We start from the raw sequence: 16,571 nt of genomic DNA on the forward strand, positions 1-16,571 counted from the left end.
TTTTATAATCCACTTTGTTTTCCCGTTTAACTGATTATTAGCTAATTCAAGGAAGTACAATGCAATGAGAAAAGCTAGCTATTATTCCGAACTTCTCCAATACGCAAATAAAATTGCATTTAATATAGATGAAGCAGAAGATTTGTTACAGACGGCACTCCTTGCGGCAGTTGAAGCAGGCCGTTGTGATATGTCGAGTCTTGTAAATCGTAAATGGCTCCTAGGCGTAATACGAAATCAATCGGCTTTTTACGCACGGTCCGCAGTTAGGCGAAAAAAACGAGAAGCGTCATTTTCTTATTTAAGTCATTTCCGTTTGGAAGAACCAATTTCAACTCATAATTTTGTCAGCACTTTACCATCAAGTCTGAAAACCACGGCACTCTTGGTATTAACAGGGCACTCCAAAGCAGAAATAGCCTGGCTTCTAAGAGTATCAGACCCCGCAATACGCCAACGTATTGTTCAAATTAAAAAGCGATGGAAAAAGTACGATGGACGACATGTATCAGAACTTAATGGATTAAAGGAAAGTTTGGCTTTCGGTCGAATACGTCAATCTCTACTTAACGCTCCTTGTCGTGATAAAGATACGTTAGCAAGCCATGACCCAGATGGGCATCTTTTTATGATGACCTCACAAAACCGTTCCTTGCGGCAACATAGGGTGACATCAAACCTAAAAGAGGAAAAAAGTAATGCTTAATAGAAGTAAAGTTGGTGCCATATGTTATTACGTTAGCAATTTAGAAAAGACCGAAGTTTTTTACCGCGACGCATTAGGGCTAGATGTTGTGAGAATGAAAGATGAGGGAAGTGATTGGCTATTGGCGAAAACCGAGAATGGTGTGGAATTACTCTTTTTTAAGCAAGAATCAAAACCGGGTGATTCCCCCATTGTTGTTTTTGAGCTTTCCAATGGGGGCATCGACGATGTCGTTGAAACCTTATCTGAAAGTGGGGTTACAATTGTGACTCCTGTTAGCCATGCACCTGGTGGGTGGTCAGCGGAAATTGCAGACCCAGATAATCACCAAATATCAATGTATCAGTCCGACGACGTTCCGCGGAAATTAAAATGAACATATAGTTTGTAAAGAAAAACGATGAAAAGGTCATACTTATAATAGAAATCCAAGCCGATGTGTGAAGCCCATAGTCGGCTTATTTAACATTACTGATTTAATATATGCATACGATGATACAAACCTTTGGTATGTCATAGGTTTAACGTATTATTGTCATACTGATAACGTATACAAACAGGGCCTTTTCCTCCAATCTATTCGCAATAAATTAGTTTAGAGAAATTGAATAATGGAAATGCAAGTTAATATAAATTTAATTAAAACTGAAAGAATTAATAGGGCTTGGAGCCAAACACAGTTAGCCTTAGTTTCAGGGTTGAGTTTAAGAACAATTCAAAGAATTGAAAAAACAGGTGTCGCTTCATTAGAGTCTGTAAAATCTCTCGCTTCTGCGTTTGAAATTAGCGCCCAAGATATCCAACAATGTACAAATAATTCGAGATATTCAACAAAGTCAAAATTTGCTGCTTTTTTTGGTCTTGTAAGTTTTACTTTGTCTTGTTTAGTTATGATACCGGCTAGCGCGCAACCAATTATGGTTAACGTTGAATTAATTAAAAACGACGAAAAGTTAGCAAATATTCATTTATTGAGTGAAGAAAGCTCTGTAAATGAAATAAGTATTTCTGACTCTCTAAAACTTACATTATTTTCATCGAAACAGCCTGATGGCATGGTATTGATTAGCACTAAACTCTATGAAATATCTAATGGCTATGAGGTATTAGTTTCTTCTCCTAGTGTTAAAACTAATTTTAAAGAAACTGCAAAAATCAGTTTTGAAGATTACTCTATATCTTTAACTCCTAACTCATAATAAGCGCTATGTTTTAAACGGCTCAATAGAAAAGGAAAAATAATGCATAATATACGTCAAGCCGTAAAAGCAGACATTAACCGCATGGCTGAAATAGAAGAAATGTGTTTTTCTGGATCAGAAGCGGCTTCACTAGACTCGTTTCAAAAAAGGTTTTCCGTTTTTCCAGAATGCTTTTTTGTATTAGAGCACAATGATATTGTCGTTGGTCATATTAATGGCTGTGTATTCAATTCACCTGAACTTCCCGATGCACTGTATAGCGATACCAGATTACATTGCCCCAAAGGCGATTACCAAACGGTGTTTGGGTTAGCAGTTGATCCCCAACATCAAAGAAAAGGGTATGCCTCTGCACTGACTAATCACTTTATTGAATTCAGTAAAAGCCGAAAACATAAAGGAATGGTACTTACGTGCAAAGACCATTTAATTCATTTTTATCAAAGTTTTGGTTTTACTCATCAAGGTGTGTCAAATTCAAGTCATGGCGGTGCGCAATGGAATGATATGGTGTTAACTTTTTAACTGTTAATCAAAAAGGGGATTACTGTGACAGAGCATATTTCAGGTGCTGACGGAGTTCAAACATATACTCAAAAAACAAAGCCTCAGCAAAAATAAAATGGCTGTAACAATTGGTTGGCGTATAAACACAATTAACTCAAATATAGATTTTCGTACGCTTTATATATGTCATTTGGTGAATGAAACTTGGCTAATATTTAGTGCAAATGTGTATGAGGGGAGCTTTGCCAGTGCATAACATCATCGTTGCTGATATTTCGCGCAAAAGAGAAGCATTTTTCTGTAACAGAGTTAATATCAAGGCTTGCGGGAAAAGCTAATTTAACCATAAGACAAGTGAATTATTTACACGGATTCATGAACCCTCACTCGCTCAACTATAACCAACACGGTTACGACAAAGAATTTACAACATTGTGTGAGCGCTTTAATGTTTCTATTTAAGCAGCCCAATTGCGTTTTTATTTGCTTCAAATTTTCATATAGTATTTTAACAAGTAAATTATTAAGCAACTGTATAAGGAAAAGTCAGCGTGAAAGGAAGTTGTAACTGTAAAAGTGTTTCATTTTCTTGTGGCCAAGAGATTAGAGCTATTGTTAATTGCCACTGTAACTTGTGCCGAAAAATGAATGGTGCGTCGTTTTCAACTTATGTTGTCGTTGCAGAAAATGAATTAGTACTTGAATCATCAAGTTTAACGTCTTTTAAAGTGTCAGAACACGCAACTAAACATTTTTGCCATTTATGCGGAACACCTATTTATAACACAAACCCAAAGTTACCAGGGTTAGCAATTCTTCATTTAGGCGCAATAGATTCAGACATTGAAATTCAACCCGCGATGAATACTTATTGTGAATCGCAGCTAGGCTGGGTTAATCAAATTAAGGATTTGCATTCTTTTGAAAAAGGTTTAGCGTAATCTTAAGTTGAATATAGACTTACAGTACGTCTGTCTTTTTTTCATTGGCCAAGTATTTTTTCGGTGAACAGCCCAGTTGTTTTTTAAAGCCAGTTATAAATGAAGAGGTTGATTCGTAACCCAACTCATAGGCAATGTTCACTAACGATGTGTTACTGCTGAGTAATTCAATGGACTTTAATATACGTAGTTTCTGCTTCCATCGACTAAAGCCCATGCCATAATTTTGATTGAATAATCTATTGAGTGTGCGGCTAGATGCCCCCACAGTTCGAGCCCAATCTTCAATTGTTAGTTTATTTGCGGGGTTGTCATTCAGTGTTTCGATAATAGGAAAAAGGCGTCTGTCTTGTGGAGTGGGCATAAAGAGCTGGTTGCTTTTTGCCACAGCTAAGCGGTCTAGCAAGACTAAAATAAAACGTTGGGTTTGCTCTGTTTCTGCGTAATCTTTTGGCCATGAAGTAATTTCAAGTATTAACGACTTCAGTAACGAATCAACGTTAAGGGGCCTGACTTTATCACCCAACTCCCGACTTAACGCTGCATCAATATGCAGACTGCGATAACTTACCTTATTTTTACAAAAGTGTTGGTGGCGGGTATTTGGGGGGATCCACAAAGCTTGTTCTGGAGGTAAAACAAAAATCCCCGAGTCTGTTTCTATATGCATAACGCCTGCACAAGAATAGGCAAGTTGTGACCATGTATGTTGATGGCTAATAATTTGAGTCATCTCTTCATAGTCGCGAGTTAAGGGTACAACGGGCCGAGGTAAGGTGTCGTAATAACGCCTTGGTTTATGGGATTTCCAGTTGGCATTTGTCTGAATTGATAAATTTATTGTCATAATTATCACTATTGGACTCGTGTTGCTCACCCTATAATGCCTACATCACAGATACAAGTTAAAGAGACGTTTACATGGAAACACCATCTCAATCTTCAACATCCCAACTTTCAAATAAGCCTTGGCAAACGCCTTTCGTGTTTTTAGCTATTGCCAGCATTGTTATGTCTATAACTTTTGCTGGTTGGATGGCAATGCTAAATAATTTTGTTGTCGAGCAAGCGGCATTTACAGGTGCAGAAATAGGTATGTTGCAATCGTTACGAGAAATTCCAGGTTTTCTGGCGTTTACCGCGGTGTTTGTTTTACTCGTACTTAGCGAGCAGGTATTTGCGTTAATTTCACTTTGCTTGTTGTCTATTGGTGTTGCGTTAACCGGTTTATTTCCGACTATTTATGGGCTTTACGCAACGACAGTTTTAATGTCTATCGGCTTTCACTATTACGAGACAATTAACACTTCACTCAGTTTACAGTGGTTCAATAAAGATGAAACCGCGGAAAAGCTAGGCAAAATAATGTCTATAAAATCAGCTGCATCACTGGTGTGTTACGGGTTGGTTTGGTTAGGCTTTAGCGTTTTCGCTGCTAGTTATCAAATGATGTACTTGTTCTTTGGTTTAAGTGGCTTAATTTTAACCTTATGGTTAGTGTTTTCTATGCCTAAATTTCCTATGTCTCACCCTCAGCATAAAACACTTATTTTTCGAAAACGCTACGGGCTGTACTATTTCTTAACCTTTATGTCTGGTGCCCGTCGGCAAATATTTGTGGTATTTGCTGGGTTTTTAATGGTAGAAAAATTTGGCTATAGCGTTCAAAACATTACGCTGTTGTATATGACAAATCATGTCATTAACTTCTTTTTGGCGCCTAAAATTGGAAAGTGGATTGCCAGAGTAGGTGAGCGTAGAGCCTTAACGTTAGAATACACGGGGTTAATATTGGTTTTTGTAGGCTATGCATTAGTTGAATCGGCCAATGTTGCCGCTGTGCTTTATATCGTTGATCACCTATTTTTTGCTATGGCTATCGCGTTAAAAACCTATTTTCAAAAAATAGCAGATCCTAAAGATATCGCCTCCAGTGCGGGTGTTAGCTTTAGTATTAATCACATTGCTGCGGTGGTTATTCCTGCGAGTTTTGGCGTAATTTGGCTGTACGACAATGCCTTAGTTTTTTATGCTGGGGCAGGGTTTGCTATTATTTCTCTTGTCGCAAGCCAATTTATTAGTACAAGTAAGCATTACGCGTTTTCAACACGTTGAATTTGATTTTCTACATCAGTTAAATGGTCTTTTTTCATCCATACCTTCGCACCACTATTGCCAGATAATAATGAGAGACTTGAGCCAATAGGGGTGCGTAACCAACTGTGTTTTACCAAGTTGTCGTTCCCTTCTTTTACACCGCCTTCAAGCACAAATAACTCTGCGCCATTGGGGACTTTTATTTCTGCAGTCGTATTAGGTTCAAAGTGTAATAAACTCACATCTTCAAACTTGTCTTGAAATAACGGGGTAATAGACAAGCCTTTATAGTGCGCATCTGCAACAGCGCCCATGGCATCCATTCGTAGTTTGACGTGTGTTCTGTCTTCGGGTTGGTATTGCCATAGTTTTACAAAAATAACGCAGCCCTTATCTGAGCCGGGTTTATGACTCGATTGGGGAGGGTTTCGAACATATGAGCCTTTAGGGAAGTCACCGTGCTCATCTTGAAACACACCTTCCAATACAATGAACTCTTCTCCACCAGTGTGAACGTGGGGTGAAAAGTGACTGCCTGGCGCATAACGTACAATAGTAGTTGCACGAGCGACTTCGGCACCAACGCGATCGAGAGGCCGGCGATCAACACCAGCCATAGGTGAGGGGATCCAAGGCATAGTTTCGCTGTGTACCACTTCTCGTTTTTCAAAATCAGCTGCAATTTTCATAATTATCCCGTTGTTTATCTATAGTCAACACACTTTCAATGAAAGCCGTTATTTATTAAGCATACGTCATTTAATAAAATAATACAAACCTATCGATAGATAGATTTACTTTAAAGATTATCAAGTAACTGGGATATTGCGGCTTCTGTTGCCTGAATTGCCCCCTCTAAATAACCGGGCTCAGACGTTGAAAATTCGCTACCCGCAAAATACAGGTGCTGGTTTTTCATGTTCGTTGAATATTTGGCAGTGTTAAAACTCGGATGCTTAGATGGCTCGGTACAATCCAGCGGTGAAGCAACAAACTGATCTTTCGCCCAGTCTTTAATTTCACAATCTTGATAGTCTTTTGCTACATCGCCATAAAAAAAGCACAGCTGCTGCAGACAAGCGGTTTTTAATTGGTCTTCCGAGTAGTGCTTTCGTTGTTGTGCGTCTAATCCAATAAACCCAAATAAAGCATAATCGCCATGCTCTTGAAGAGAGGCATCGTGCATTTCTACTAAAGGCACAACTTGACTAAATGCTTGTCCTGAAAGGCCGTTTTCTCGCCAGAATGGCTTTTTGTAAGACACCACAAACTTGGCTTGAGCAGACATCCATGTTTGTGAACTGTTAAGCTCTGCAACTAGCTGATCAGAAGCCCATTTATCAACGCTTAGATGACGAGTTATCATGCGAGGAGGAAGTGCGAGAATAATATGCGTAGACTCATAAGTATGTTCTTGACCATTATTGTCAACAGATACCTGCCACTTGTCATTTAGCCGTTTTAATCCATACACCTTGTGGTTGGTTCGTAGATAATCTTTATCAATCTGCTCGAGTAACTTAGTTACAACCGTAGACATGCCACCTTTTACTCGAAGTAAAGGCATTCCGCCAGCACCTGAAAACCGTTCAGGGTTAATGCTATTTGGTCGTTGAAATAAGGCGTCACCCTGAATGTATTGTTGAAATAGCGCTATGCCAATATCATTAGCAAAATGCTGAATTTTTTGTTGATGAGGAAATATCCAGGTTGGGCCTAAATCAAAACCAACGTCAGATTCACAGCTATCTTTGGTTGAGGTAATTCTTCCTCCAACGCTATGTTTTGCCTCTAACAGCAAGTAGGGAACCTTGTTCTGTTTTAGAAGCATTGCACTATAAAGCCCAGATAACCCTGCGCCTATTATCACAACGTCGGTTTTTTGCATATTTATCTTCACGACCTCGCTTTTTGTTTATAATTCAGTCTATAATAAGGTACCTACTAGAAGATAGGTTTTTATTGGGCGTATTTTATAGTTAAAATTTGGTAGAATCTAATTTGAGTTATTTTGTTATTTATAGATATGAGATCGAGAAAAGATCATGACCAAGAAACAAGCACTGTTGAAAGCAGCCGAAGGCAAAGTAAGGCAAGGGGGGTATAGTAATTTTAGCTTCAGAGAGCTTGCAGCAGAAGTGGGTATTAAAAGCGCGAGTGTGCATTACCATTTTCCTACAAAAGCAGACTTAGGTGCAGAGCTAGCAAAGCAATATACCGATGCATTTTTGGACGCTTTGGGAGACCCTCAAACCTTACTTAAAAACGGTGAAGACCCAATTGCTCTCTATGCAAAGCTTTTCAGACAAGCATTAATTAATGATAATAAAATGTGTTTATGTGGGCTTTTAGGTGCAGAGACTGATTCTCTACCAGAAAAAGTGCAAAGAGAAACCAAGTTGTTTTTTGAACGAAATTTAGAATGGCTAAAATCTGCTCATAGTTTACAAGATCAGGTTAGCCCGCAAGAAGCATTAGTTAAAGCCGTTCATACGGTATCTTTGCTTGAAGGCGCCATGATGATCAGTAAAGCTGTTAATGATAACGACTTTTTTGATCACGCTTTAGAATCAATGAAATCATAACGTCCGTTTTACATAATTTAAATTTGAGTCATTTTCTACATGGTATCTAGAAACGTTTCATTGGATTTACTTCGTGTGCTTGCAATTCTCATGGTTTTTACTGGGCACACAGTATGATGGTATCCAAATTCACTGATTTCAGATCCGAGTAAATTAGTTTTAGCGGCTCTATTTAGCACTTTTATTTTAAATGCTAATAAAATGCATGTTTCTTTTTCTAAGCCCATTAATGCCGCTATCTATTATGTATCAACTCGGTCTTATGCGATTTATCTTTTACACCCAGACGCTCTTGTAGTTTGTAAAAGGTTCATTAGTGACCAATATTTTATTGTGTATTTGCTTGCTGCTTTTGTCTTATCTTGTATGGCATCAGAAGTACTTTATCGCTGTATAGAGCAACCTATTATGAATATCCGTAGTAAATTCAAATTATCTGAATCGAGGCAAGTGTAGCTCATTCAACTTTACGGCCTTTACCCGACGACGCTCTGCGTTTACGCTCGACTTGTACGTAAACAGTGTCAGTAGTAGCACTGCTGGCATGGCCTAAATCTTCAGATAAATCTTTTAAAGGCCGGTTGCGTTCAATTTCCATACTTGCGCCAGTGTGACGCAAATAATGGGTTGTTGCTTCCCGTAATTTTTGCGCTTGTTCAGCCCCAACATCAGCTTTCATAGTTTCAAATGCAGCATCAAATACACTTTGAATAAGCCGAGATATTTGCCTCGCGGTTAAACCGCCGCGTCCTCGTATTTTTTCCACTAACAAGGTTTGTTCGCCTCTAGATGGTAAATCAGCTAGACCACGCCATTGTCGATAGCGAATAAGGAAAGGCAAATAACCGCTAGGTACAGTGATATCACGTATTTTTTTGCCTTTTCCATAGGCTTTAAACCACCAATTATTGTCTTCATCGGTCCAAAAGTGAGACATTAAAGGGGTCCAATCTGGGCGTTCTGACATTTCAGAAAGCCTTAAAAATAGCGTTTTCATTGTGGCAATCACAAATAAATTTCGTTCATATAAGCTATCGTCGTCAGCTAGCGCAACGGCTGTATCTAACAAATATTGCCACTGAGACTCTGTTAAACGGCTTATCGACTTAACTTGGCTGTCTTTTATTAAGTGTTTACAGTCCCGTTTAGCCAAAGGAATGGGATTACCAAAACAAATTTCTTCATCAACTAAATGTCGGTAAAAAGAACTCAAGGCAACAAATGTCGATTCAAGAGTTTGTAACGACGGACGGTAATGTTTGGCGTCTAATTTTCTATTTTTATCATGTTTGGGCGCGCTTAAGCGAAAAGGCGTCCAGTTTTCATTAGAAACAAAAAAGCCATTTTCTAAACCAAAACGATCGTGCAATGTATGGCTAATCCAATTAACGGGTGGCTCAACGCAGAAATCGATGTAACGCAGCACATCTGATTTTCGTAAATCATCTATGGGTGTATCTTCAATAAGAAAAACCCAAAGCAGAAACTTTTCAATATCATTGCGAAAACGTATGTAGGTATTGGCGGATTTGTTGCGGCCAATATAAAGTAAATATTCTTTAGCCCAATGCCAGTGTTTTTGTTTCCAAGGTGAACAGGTACTAAGAAACGTATTCAGCTGTTTATAATCAGTGAGTTCTAATTCTAATAGCTCAGCATAAGTGGGAAATAAAGGAACAGGCTTGGTCATTGGCGTAATAATGTAGAAAACGAGACTTAAACACACTATAAACGCATATATGCACTATGTCTAATACTAAACAGTATTAGACATAGTGAGATGGTACTACTACTTGCATTTAACTGACAACTGAACCCCAAGGCCCAGTGATTGCCAATGTCATCGCTGGTGAATACAAGTTAACGAACATTGTTGTACCGTCTGGTGAAAAGCATGCGCCTGCAGGTTCTGTTTGTATATGAATTCTTGCAAGGTTATAAGTTTCACCATTAGGTGTTACACCTTTTAGTGCGTTATTCACTACATCGGTGTATTGGTCTTCACACACAACTAGATGTCCATTGGGGCCAATACATAAGTTGTCACCAAAATTGAAATTAGCGGCATTTTCACTTTCTAAAAACAAACTCAATGTCGGTGATTCTGGATTTTTAAGTGAATAGCGCATAATTTGACCAAGTTGTTTTTTACCGCCGTTGGTACAGCAGAAATACAATTCGTTATCACCAAAGATGGTTCCCTCGCCTCTGGCAAATAACGCGGCACCTTTTTTAAGCCCTTGAACTCGTAAGTCGTCGTTAGGACTTGTTACATCTTCTAGATCAATCCATTCAACGTCATATTCTTTATGTTTGCTCATTGACTGGGCTTGCCAATTTCGCGAATCAAATTGTGGAGAACCTTTAACCGCTAGAGCTTGAAGCTTACCTCCAGCACTCAACTCCTGTGGTTTGTTTGGAATAAAGCGGTAAAACAAACTATCGCCGCGATCTTCTGTTAAATAAACATAACCTGTTTTTGGGTCAACACAGGCCGCTTCGTGGTTAAATCGGCCCATATCTTTTAATGGTTTTGGCTCAACTAATCCATTTGCCTTAGCGGGAATTTCAAACACATAACCGTGTTCTTTGCCAATCGATTCAGTTGATGGCGTATCGATAGATTCTTCACAGGTTAACCAAGTGCCCCAAGGTGTAATGCCGCCAGAACAGTTTCGAATTGTGCCTAACAAAGACATAAACTGTTGCTCAACACGCTTTGTTTTCACGTTATAAATAATTGAGCTAGTACCACCTTGCAATGGTTTTCCATCGTTATTTACATCATAAGCTTTTGCTGTTTGTGCATCAGTCCAGGTTGTTTTTGCTCCTTTTGCGTTCAGAGGATGTATTTCGTGATTTCGAATTAGCGCAACCCGTTGGTCATCAATAGGAATACACCCCATACCATCAGCTCTGTCAGGTACAGGTAATCCGTCGTCCATTTGATCATTCAATCTAGAGATAATTCGGTAACTAAATCCCTTTGGTAATGACAAAATATCGTTAGGATCATCAACTAAAGCGCCGAAACCAAGATGTTTTGGATTAATGCCACTTCCTTGCCCTGAAACATTAAAAGCGAGGCCACTCAACGCCGTGTAGATTAGGCCTTTATTAAATTGTCTGCGTGTTATCACTTTATACTCCTAAAACAATTCACACATTATGGTTATTTATACTGTCGTTAATCCAGCTTACGCTTTAAAGATTACATATAAGTTAAAACTGCTCGTATAATAACTACAGTTGATATGTTATAACACTACTTAATTTGTATATTTTAACTATTTAATAGCGCCATGAATCAATTTCCTATTTCGCTTCGCCGTCTTTCTATTTTATTTTTTGGGATTATCCCTCTTCTTGTCATAGCAGCACCTTCTCCCACTGCATACAAAGAGATTGAGTGGACTGAATTAATGCCGGCGGATGATTTAATAGCGCTTTTGAATCCACCTGAGCAAATTTTAGGTATTGAAGATGGCTCGCAGCAAGATTCATTTTCGTCTTTTGCTTTACGTCAGTCTGATGATGAAGGGACAAGGCGATTTAAACAGGCATTAACGTCTACTAATGTAGTGCCCGAGTTCGATAAAAAGGCGATCCGCCTTCCAGGCTTTGTAGTGCCTTTAGGCTTTAATGAAAGCCAAAAGGTAACTGAGTTCTTTATTGTTCCTTATTTTGGCGCATGTTTACATTTACCACCTCCGCCGCCAAACCAAATTGTTTATGCAACATCAGATCTGGGTATCGACGTTGACGATCTCTATCAACCTTTTTGGTTTGAAGGTACGATAATCATCGAAACTGTGACAAATGAGATGGGATTATCTGCCTACAAGATGGCGCTAGATAACGTAGAAGAGTTTGAAGATATTTAACCTGTTAGCTTCGGCAGTCCAATAAAATGCTTTGCCAATTGGGCTCTAATTCTCGTGAAATGATTTCTATGCGGCTCTCTACACAGTCGTCTAATTCAGTTTCAACTAAGGTGCTATCAACTAGGTTATAACTGAATATACCGTCAGAGGTGATCATTACGGCTTTCATTCGTTCGACCTGAAGCCTATTAAACCAATTGTGTAATTTGTTTCTATCAAACAGATTCTCGGCAGAAAAACGCCAACCGACACTGCGGTATCCTTCACCTTCATTTTCAACTTTTAAAAAACCTGACTTAGGAAAGTCAATTTCGTTAATTGACGGCGTTTTAGTGCCGTGGTGGTGATGCTGCGCTTCTTTAATTTCTTTCACTGAATTAGACGCCCCTTCGAGCACCTCTAATTCTAAACGACCATTTTGGGTAAAAGTAACATCGACAGGTCTGAGATTTTGTTTTCTTTTGGCAACGTAAGCTAGTAATGACGCCTTTTCACTATTTATGTACAAATCTTCCTTGTTACCGATAATGTGATCGGCAACCTCAATTTGCTGATTAAAGGTGTCGTGAGACGTGTACCGCTGATCAGAAAGCTTTCTGGCATCGACTAAGGTTATGTTTTGCTGAACATTGAGCACCGACTCATAATGAGAAGCAGACAAAATCTGTAGTACTTCTTTCGGATGGCCAAGACCTGTAGGTTCGATAAGCAAACGATGAGGCCTGGCTTTTGCGAGCAACTGATTAAGCGCGATTTGCATAGGCAAGCCGGCGGCACAACACATACAACCACCTGGAACCTCTCGAATAAACACACCGTTACTTTCTGGTTGCTGTCCAACGAATAAGCTTCCATCAATACCAATTTCACCAAATTCGTTTACCAACACAGCCCAACGTTCATGTTTAGGCTTGGCTTTTAATAAAGATAAAATTGCACTGGTTTTGCCTACACCTAGAAAACCAGTAATCACATTGGTAGGAATTGCGCTGAGTTTATCCGATGATCCGCTGCTCATTGACTAGGCTAGCCGTTTGCACAACAAGATTCATCATTTTTTCGCTTTGAGCGACAACGGCTGTAATTCAACCAATGTCCAGTGGCGACGAAAATAGAACCCACTAAGGTTAACGCTTTTTCACCAAACTCTGAAACAGTGGCTTCACCAAGAACAACCGCTAAAACCAAAAGCGATAGCCCCACAAGCCCAGTGGCTACTATTTTATAGTCTTTGTGTTGTTTACAACCTAAAGTGAGTGCATAAATACTACTAGGTACAACAGCGACTATCATCCACAAGTGAAAGGATTCGTTATCTAGTTGTAGCGCTGTTAAACTCGGTATCATTGCCAAAATTAAAGGCAAGGCCAAGCAGTGAAAAGTGCATGCTACAGATAAGCCTATTGCCAATTTATCAGACAATGTTTGGGTGTTTTTCATAAACTCTTATTCCTAGTGTTTCGTACTAATTACCACGTCACCGTGTTGTTTTCTTTATTTAAAATAACTGAGCCTTGACCATTTTCTTTTATCCACTCTACATGAATGGATTCAAGCGAAGGCATGGTGTCGAATATCAACAGTGAAATGCTAGATGCTGTAACTTTACAGCTAAACGCATATTCAATTTCAACGTTATGGTGCCCATGTTCATGTTCATCATGAGTTTCTAAAGAATGAGAAACGTCTGTCAAAGCACACTTATTGGCTATTTCAACAATACCTGTGTTGCTTTCGATATCGCTTATAAGGGAAGACACTCTTGTTTTTTGTTCGTCTGTTTCTGCTTCCGATTCAAAACCCAGCGCATCTTCTGCTGGAATGACAAATTGTAAAAGCCAATTATCGCCTTCTTGAGCAACAAAAAGTTCAGCTTCCCCATGAGTGTGGCCTTGAGCATGACAAGTAATGCTCAAACCAAATAAGAAAACACTTCCAAATAGAGTGTGAAATTTTTTCATAAACTCGCTCGCAGTTTAATAAAGGTCAACCTTTTCATATTGATACACTATAACATATCGATAATCCCCATAACATGAATAAATTCCTTGAATATACCCACTTGCTTCAATTCGTAATATTAATTAGTATTACGAATTGAAGTTAAAAAGCACGGCGTGCAAATAAAAATATGAAATATCATCCAGTTACTGATTCCATTAAGTCGTTAAAACAACTGCGTGAGTACCTTTTAAATGATGAGTTAAGTAAGGTATACCCTTCACTAAATCGTCATTTGAAAGCAGTTGAAAAGCGAGGAATTGACGCTGGCGGTGATATGAATATATTGCTAGATTTTTTGCTTTTATCTGTTGGCAATGCTGTAGGAACCCAATCTCGATTTAGAAATGAAGCTGAAAGATACATGCTGTTTTGCTGGAACGAATTACATAAATCCCTACTTCAATCAACTTCTGAAGATGTTTCTGCCTATGTAAATTGGCTAAAAAATCCACCCAAAAAATTGATATCTGACTCGACAATTGCCAGCCGCTTTAAAAATAAAACGGGCTCTAACGTTAGGTTGGTAAACAAAGATTGGCGGCCTTTTGTTCTTCGACTTCCTAAAGCCATTCGCAAATCAAAATCGATAATAAGCGTCTCCGCATCTACTCCACCACTCAAAATAAATTATCAACTTTCTGATGCGTCACTACAAAGTGCTTACACGTCCCTTAATGCGTTATTTAAGTACCTAATTAAAATAAATCTGGTTACGCATAACCCAGTAAGTGAGGTGAAAAAAGAACATAGAAAAGTAACTGACGCTAGTAAATACAAGGCCCCTGACGCTTTTAGTGAAGAAGTTTGGGGATCTTTTGTTGAAATACTAACAGACGCTGCCAACAACAATAAAAAATACGAACCACACAGGTTTGTGGTACTCACTTTAAAGGTATTATTTTTAAGAATTTCTGAGTTGTCCCAGCGAAACGGTATCACGCCAGTATTTAGCGATTTCTCTTATGATGATAATACTCAAGGGTGGATGTTGAAGGTTATAGGTAAAGGGAATAAAGAGCGGTTTATTACCGTTCCCACCGTTTATATAGAAAATGTATTAACTCGTTATCGCTTATATTTGGGTTTAAGCCCCCTTCCCTTAGCCAATGAAAACATTCCTATAGTTCCGTCGTTAAGAACCGGTCGAGCGTTACATCAAGACAGCATTAATAACTTAGTTGAAGGGGCATTTGATTTAGTTGTTGAGGTGTTAACAAAACAAAATAAGCTTAAGGATGCCCATGAAGTTGCGAGCGCTTCATCTCACTGGCTTAGACATACTGGAGCAAAGCAAGCCTTACATGAACTAGGTGAACATGATTTAGCCCAAGAAATTGGACATCAAAGCGCCGAGACCACAGCTCGAGTTTATATTGCGCCAGAACAACGTAACAGAATAAAAAAAGGCATAAACAGAAAGCTATAACCCTCTCTTTATTTTATCGAGCTGTACTGTAAGTAAACCAATCACTAAGCCCCATACTGGCGCCGCTAACTTTATAAATGTAATGCCTGAGGCTGAAAATAAGAATGTAAGTAGTGCAGCTTTACGAGTATTCTGAGCATCTAAACTTTTCAAAATTGAAGCTTGAAATGTTGCAAGTAAAGCGAGCCCTGCCAAAATAGAAATCACCGCCGCGGGCATTAATGTAAAAATAACAACAACGACGCCTGTGGCGATCCCAAACAAAAGATAAGTGATACCGGCCATCACTGCCGCTAAGTAACGCTGATTTTTGTCACTTCCTGCTTCCTCTCCCATACATATTGCCGCAGTAATTGCGGCGAAATTGAAAGCGAATCCGCCGAAGGGTGCTGCAATTAAATTAGAGAGCCCCAAGCCTGTCAGCACGGGGCCAGTCTTTACCTTATAGCCATAGCTATTTAGCACCGCTATTCCAGGTAAATTCTGAGAAAGTAATGTGATCACAAATAAAGGGACAGCCAAACCAATAAAGGCATCTATTGAAAAAGTAGGCGTTGTCCAAACTAACTGGGGTAATGATAAGTCAAAATCGCTCAGACTAGGCTCACTAAGGAATATGCTTGCTGCCAATGCTGCTATTAATAAAACCAACATTAAAAAACGAGGAAACAATACAGAACCAACTAGGTATAAAGCCACAAAACTAAACACCAATATAGGATAATCTGATGTTTGCTGAAACACACCTAAGCACAAAGGAAGTAAAATACCCGCCAACATAGCAGATGAGATGGCCACAGGGATTGCTTTAATTCCATTAGTTATAGCTTTGCTGTTTGCCGCAACTATGCACAATACCGCTGATAAAATAAACGCCCCAATGATGTCACTTAGTTCAAAGTCTGAGACAGCCCCCATCAAAAATGCAGCCCCAGGTGTCGACCACGCAGTAACAACGGGCACTTTATAGCGTATAGAAAACCCAATACAGGTTACTCCCATCCCTATGCTCAAGGACAAGATCCAGCTCATAACCATGTCAGGCGTTGCACCCGCGGCTCTTGCTGCTTCGATAATCATGACAACCGAGCTGCTATAACCGACAACAACAGCGGTAATACCTGCGGAAATATGGCTTAATTTTGGAAATGAAATCACAACATGTTAACCTTAATTTGTTGTGCGCTTTAGCGCACAGAAATTAAAACTTAACACTGTG

At 39.1% G+C, this 16,571-nt stretch carries 18 protein-coding genes; 9 read left to right on the top strand and 9 right to left on the bottom strand.

Annotation, left to right across the window (positions count from 1 at the left end):
* Positions 1-64: 64 nt before the first annotated feature.
* The 5 genes from J3L16_RS04785 (at position 65) to J3L16_RS04805 (ending at position 3,356) form a co-directional block, all read left to right on the top strand.
* Positions 65-706, top strand: coding sequence for a sigma-70 family RNA polymerase sigma factor (locus J3L16_RS04785; RefSeq protein WP_207611753.1), 642 nt, complete (start codon positions 65-67; stop codon positions 704-706).
* Entirely contained in the window at positions 699-1,082 is a 384-nt protein-coding gene (locus tag J3L16_RS04790; RefSeq protein ID WP_207611754.1) for a VOC family protein, read from the top strand. Before J3L16_RS04785 ends, J3L16_RS04790 begins: the two co-directional genes overlap by 8 nt.
* 235 nt (positions 1,083-1,317) lie before the next feature.
* Positions 1,318-1,905 (top strand): helix-turn-helix transcriptional regulator, encoded by a 588-nt coding sequence (locus tag J3L16_RS04795; RefSeq protein WP_207611755.1) that lies wholly within the window; start codon positions 1,318-1,320, stop codon positions 1,903-1,905.
* A gap of 42 nt (positions 1,906-1,947) precedes the next feature.
* The gene (locus J3L16_RS04800; RefSeq protein WP_207611756.1) at positions 1,948-2,433 is read left to right on the top strand and encodes an N-acetyltransferase; all 486 of its coding nucleotides are present in this window, start codon (positions 1,948-1,950) and stop codon (positions 2,431-2,433) included.
* 533 nt (positions 2,434-2,966) lie between these two features.
* Complete coding sequence (locus J3L16_RS04805; RefSeq protein WP_207611757.1) at positions 2,967-3,356, top strand: GFA family protein; 390 nt, start codon at positions 2,967-2,969, stop codon at positions 3,354-3,356.
* Between the two features lie 19 nt (positions 3,357-3,375).
* Here the strand turns inward: J3L16_RS04805 and J3L16_RS04810 are convergent, their stop codons facing one another.
* Positions 3,376-4,203: a helix-turn-helix transcriptional regulator gene (locus J3L16_RS04810; protein WP_207611758.1), complete on the bottom strand. Its 828-nt coding sequence runs from the start codon at positions 4,201-4,203 to the stop codon at positions 3,376-3,378.
* A gap of 74 nt (positions 4,204-4,277) precedes the next feature.
* Here J3L16_RS04810 and J3L16_RS04815 point away from each other — a divergent pair, with 74 nt between their 5' ends.
* Positions 4,278-5,471, top strand: coding sequence for an MFS transporter (locus tag J3L16_RS04815; RefSeq protein WP_207611759.1), 1,194 nt, complete (start codon positions 4,278-4,280; stop codon positions 5,469-5,471).
* On the opposite strand, the gene J3L16_RS04820 is transcribed toward J3L16_RS04815, so the two are convergent.
* Both J3L16_RS04820 and J3L16_RS04825 read right to left on the bottom strand, forming a co-directional pair.
* Positions 5,450-6,142, bottom strand: coding sequence for a cupin domain-containing protein (locus J3L16_RS04820; RefSeq protein WP_207611760.1), 693 nt, complete (start codon positions 6,140-6,142; stop codon positions 5,450-5,452). The two genes, J3L16_RS04815 and J3L16_RS04820, sit on opposite strands and share 22 nt — an antisense overlap.
* Before the next feature lie 110 nt (positions 6,143-6,252).
* Positions 6,253-7,341: an FAD-dependent oxidoreductase gene (locus J3L16_RS04825; RefSeq protein ID WP_207611761.1), complete on the bottom strand. Its 1,089-nt coding sequence runs from the start codon at positions 7,339-7,341 to the stop codon at positions 6,253-6,255.
* 157 nt (positions 7,342-7,498) lie between these two features.
* On the opposite strand from J3L16_RS04825, the gene J3L16_RS04830 reads away from it, so the two are divergent.
* Positions 7,499-8,038, top strand: a complete 540-nt coding sequence (locus J3L16_RS04830) for a TetR/AcrR family transcriptional regulator (RefSeq protein WP_207611762.1) — start codon at positions 7,499-7,501, stop codon at positions 8,036-8,038.
* A gap of 457 nt (positions 8,039-8,495) precedes the next feature.
* Here the strand turns inward: J3L16_RS04830 and J3L16_RS04835 are convergent, their stop codons facing one another.
* Positions 8,496-9,728 carry a tyrosine-type recombinase/integrase gene (locus tag J3L16_RS04835; RefSeq protein WP_207611763.1) on the bottom strand — a complete coding sequence of 411 codons (1,233 nt, stop codon included), beginning with the start codon at positions 9,726-9,728 and terminating at the stop codon, positions 8,496-8,498.
* Between the two features lie 109 nt (positions 9,729-9,837).
* The gene (locus tag J3L16_RS04840; protein ID WP_207611764.1) at positions 9,838-11,178 is read right to left on the bottom strand and encodes an alkaline phosphatase PhoX; all 1,341 of its coding nucleotides are present in this window, start codon (positions 11,176-11,178) and stop codon (positions 9,838-9,840) included.
* A 162-nt stretch (positions 11,179-11,340) separates the two neighbouring features.
* Between J3L16_RS04840 and J3L16_RS04845 the strand changes: the two genes are divergently transcribed.
* Positions 11,341-11,922, top strand: coding sequence for a DUF3299 domain-containing protein (locus tag J3L16_RS04845; RefSeq protein ID WP_207611765.1), 582 nt, complete (start codon positions 11,341-11,343; stop codon positions 11,920-11,922).
* 4 nt (positions 11,923-11,926) lie between these two features.
* Here the strand turns inward: J3L16_RS04845 and J3L16_RS04850 are convergent, their stop codons facing one another.
* Genes J3L16_RS04850 through J3L16_RS04860 form a run of 3 tightly spaced genes read right to left on the bottom strand, consistent with a single transcriptional unit; the run spans position 11,927 to position 13,883 of the window.
* On the bottom strand, positions 11,927-12,940 hold the full coding sequence (locus J3L16_RS04850) for a GTP-binding protein (RefSeq protein ID WP_207611766.1): 1,014 nt from the start codon (positions 12,938-12,940) through the stop codon (positions 11,927-11,929).
* An 8-nt stretch (positions 12,941-12,948) separates the two neighbouring features.
* Entirely contained in the window at positions 12,949-13,362 is a 414-nt protein-coding gene (locus tag J3L16_RS04855; protein WP_207611767.1) for a MerC domain-containing protein, read from the bottom strand.
* 29 nt (positions 13,363-13,391) lie between these two features.
* Positions 13,392-13,883, bottom strand: a complete 492-nt coding sequence (locus J3L16_RS04860; RefSeq protein WP_207611768.1) for a DUF2796 domain-containing protein — start codon at positions 13,881-13,883, stop codon at positions 13,392-13,394.
* Positions 13,884-14,053: 170 nt separating this feature from the next.
* On the opposite strand from J3L16_RS04860, the gene J3L16_RS04865 reads away from it, so the two are divergent.
* Complete coding sequence (locus tag J3L16_RS04865; RefSeq protein ID WP_207611769.1) at positions 14,054-15,352, top strand: hypothetical protein; 1,299 nt, start codon at positions 14,054-14,056, stop codon at positions 15,350-15,352.
* Here J3L16_RS04865 and J3L16_RS04870 read toward each other — a convergent pair.
* A complete protein-coding gene (locus tag J3L16_RS04870) occupies positions 15,347-16,510 on the bottom strand; it encodes a benzoate/H(+) symporter BenE family transporter (protein WP_347564641.1) in 1,164 nt (387 codons plus the stop codon). The genes J3L16_RS04865 and J3L16_RS04870 overlap by 6 nt on opposite strands.
* Between the last annotated feature and the right edge of the window lie 61 nt (positions 16,511-16,571).

Origin of the sequence: Alteromonas sp. 5E99-2 (assembly GCF_017368475.1) — a bacterium.
Taxonomy (GTDB): domain Bacteria; phylum Pseudomonadota; class Gammaproteobacteria; order Enterobacterales; family Alteromonadaceae; genus Alteromonas_F.

Bases quoted from the DNA above. Each gene is read 5' to 3' on its own strand.
- J3L16_RS04865 (WP_207611769.1), top strand. From the start codon at position 14,054: ATGAAATATCATCCAGTTACTGATTCCATTAAGTCGTTAAAACAACTG.
- J3L16_RS04855 (WP_207611767.1), bottom strand. From the start codon at position 13,362: ATGAAAAACACCCAAACATTGTCTGATAAATTGGCAATAGGCTTATCT.
- J3L16_RS04835 (WP_207611763.1), bottom strand. From the start codon at position 9,728: ATGACCAAGCCTGTTCCTTTATTTCCCACTTATGCTGAGCTATTAGAA.
- J3L16_RS04815 (WP_207611759.1), top strand. From the start codon at position 4,278: ATGGAAACACCATCTCAATCTTCAACATCCCAACTTTCAAATAAGCCT.
- J3L16_RS04790 (WP_207611754.1), top strand. From the start codon at position 699: ATGCTTAATAGAAGTAAAGTTGGTGCCATATGTTATTACGTTAGCAAT.
- J3L16_RS04820 (WP_207611760.1), bottom strand. From the start codon at position 6,142: ATGAAAATTGCAGCTGATTTTGAAAAACGAGAAGTGGTACACAGCGAA.
- J3L16_RS04795 (WP_207611755.1), top strand. From the start codon at position 1,318: ATGGAAATGCAAGTTAATATAAATTTAATTAAAACTGAAAGAATTAAT.
- J3L16_RS04800 (WP_207611756.1), top strand. From the start codon at position 1,948: ATGCATAATATACGTCAAGCCGTAAAAGCAGACATTAACCGCATGGCT.
- J3L16_RS04785 (WP_207611753.1), top strand. From the start codon at position 65: ATGAGAAAAGCTAGCTATTATTCCGAACTTCTCCAATACGCAAATAAA.
- J3L16_RS04810 (WP_207611758.1), bottom strand. From the start codon at position 4,203: ATGACAATAAATTTATCAATTCAGACAAATGCCAACTGGAAATCCCAT.
- J3L16_RS04860 (WP_207611768.1), bottom strand. From the start codon at position 13,883: ATGAAAAAATTTCACACTCTATTTGGAAGTGTTTTCTTATTTGGTTTG.
- J3L16_RS04830 (WP_207611762.1), top strand. From the start codon at position 7,499: ATGACCAAGAAACAAGCACTGTTGAAAGCAGCCGAAGGCAAAGTAAGG.
- J3L16_RS04850 (WP_207611766.1), bottom strand. From the start codon at position 12,940: ATGAGCAGCGGATCATCGGATAAACTCAGCGCAATTCCTACCAATGTG.
- J3L16_RS04825 (WP_207611761.1), bottom strand. From the start codon at position 7,341: ATGCAAAAAACCGACGTTGTGATAATAGGCGCAGGGTTATCTGGGCTT.
- J3L16_RS04845 (WP_207611765.1), top strand. From the start codon at position 11,341: ATGAATCAATTTCCTATTTCGCTTCGCCGTCTTTCTATTTTATTTTTT.